The sequence below is a fragment of the Bacillus andreraoultii genome (assembly GCF_001244735.1).
Lineage (GTDB): Bacteria > Bacillota > Bacilli > Bacillales > Caldibacillaceae > Caldifermentibacillus > Caldifermentibacillus andreraoultii.
This window is the reverse complement of sequence record NZ_LN868933.1, coordinates 1-1826: the sequence shown is the minus strand read 5'-3', so window position 1 is coordinate 1826 and position 1826 is coordinate 1. Positions and strand designations below refer to the sequence as shown.

The following is a 1826-nucleotide window of genomic DNA, read 5'->3' as shown; positions in this document are numbered from 1 at the left end:
GGCTCTGTTAAAGTTTAATGTTGATATAAAGAAAAAATAAGAACTTCCAATTATCTGGAAGTTCTATCTTGTAATATAGTCTTATTCAACTAAAACTTTCTTTTGCTGAAGAACTCATCTTTAAGAATACTCAATCTTAAACGGTCAACAAATTTTTTATTTCTTAATCGGTCTTGTCTCAAAATACCTTCTTCGACATAACCCATTCGTTTATAAGATTTTATGGCTCTTTCATTATCAACCTCAACTCTAAGCCAAATCTTGTTAAGTTCTAATTCATTAAACCCCCACAAAAGCATTTCTTGCATCGCAGATAATCCATACCCTTTTCCCCAATAGTTTTTATCACCTATTGCTATGCCTAATTCGGCGTGTTTGTTTAATTTATCGATGTTTTTCAGGTCAATCCAACCTATATGTTTACCCTGTTCAGTTACTATCGCTTTTTGTTCATATCCATTTGTTTTTTCAATGCACATCTTAATCCAATTTAGAGTTTCTTCTCTGCTAAATGGTGGATATTTATCTGGCATATTTAAATGTTTTGTTACTTCTTTATCTAAACACCATTGATATCGGTCTTCGACATCATCAAGAGTTAATTCTCTTAGTATTACTTTTGGCAGTTTTTTTGTTTCCATTTTTTGTCCCCCTTTTATACCGTAATAGCTCTTCCCACTAATCTGCCCGATACGTTGGATAAGAAACAATGTTATATCACAATTTTATTTAACCTAATTGTATCAAAGGTTTCCGAATTTTGTGTTAAGTTCCCTCTAATAATCAAGTCATTCATCGTGACTTCATTTCTTTGATGTTGAATGCTTTCTAATACCTGAAACCAGACAAGGTAATTGTTTAGGTACTTAGTAGCAACACCGTTAAATCGTTGTATCCATCCTTTAAGCCTTCGATGGTAATTATTGACGTTCTGAATATGGTATAACCCCTTTGTACGAACCTTACCATCAGACTTGAATTGATAAATAACCATTCCTTTTTCAGCAGCGTATGTTTTAAAGGCACGCCAAGAATCGGTACATAATATATTTTCACTTGAAAGTTTATGACCGATAGCTTTGTCCAATTGTTCTTTTGTTAATCTACCCATTCCTAATACCTGTGAAAAAGTCATTTTGTCACGGTCCCTTGCAACTAGAACACATACTTGTTCATTGCTTATACCACGTTTCTTTGCAGAACCACCACGCTTGCGGGGCTTTCTATCTTTAATTTTTCTCTGTCCTTTTTCTGAGTACAAGAAATAGGTCTCGTCCATTTCAACGATACCTTCAAAGTTTGATATTTCCAATTGTTTTAACGAAGATAAGAGCTTGTGTCTCCAATAAAATAATGTGACGTGAGTAACATTGCCAATCAATTCAGCAGACTTACGTAATGAATATCCTTCTATCATACACTCGATAAACTTCATCCATTGGTTAAGACGACGAGTTCGATATAAAGCTGTATGTGTAAGGTCGGTAAATGTCTTTTTACACGCTTTGCATCGATAACGTTGCTTTTTAACTTCTTCTCCTTCAACGATAGTTGAATATTTTCCAAACCGAACAATATGCTCCGATTCACAATCTGGACAACGATAACCATTCTTGTTTTTACGCTCAGATATTTCTTGAAGAACGGTTCCTGTTGAGGAGGATGCTGTAAGTGCATCAATTAAATATTCTCGTAATCGATGTTTTTCTGCTGGATTTAGTTTTTGAATGGCTTTAAGAATAACAGTTGCTCTCATCGTCATCACCAACTTTAATAATGATAATCTTATTATAGAACATAAGTTCCTGTATATCAAATAATCAACA

Annotated in this window: 2 protein-coding genes; both read right to left on the bottom strand. The window is 33.9% G+C overall.

Annotated elements, in window-relative coordinates; genetic code table 11:
* Nucleotides 1–89: 89 nt before the first annotated feature.
* Entirely contained in the window at nucleotides 90–641 is a 552-nt protein-coding gene (locus tag BN2144_RS00095) for a GNAT family N-acetyltransferase (protein WP_033826340.1), read from the bottom strand.
* A 71-nt stretch (nucleotides 642–712) separates the two neighbouring features.
* A complete protein-coding gene (locus BN2144_RS00090; protein WP_082195103.1) occupies nucleotides 713–1756 on the bottom strand; it encodes an IS1595 family transposase in 1044 nt (347 codons plus the stop codon).
* Nucleotides 1757–1826: the final 70 nt, after the last annotated feature.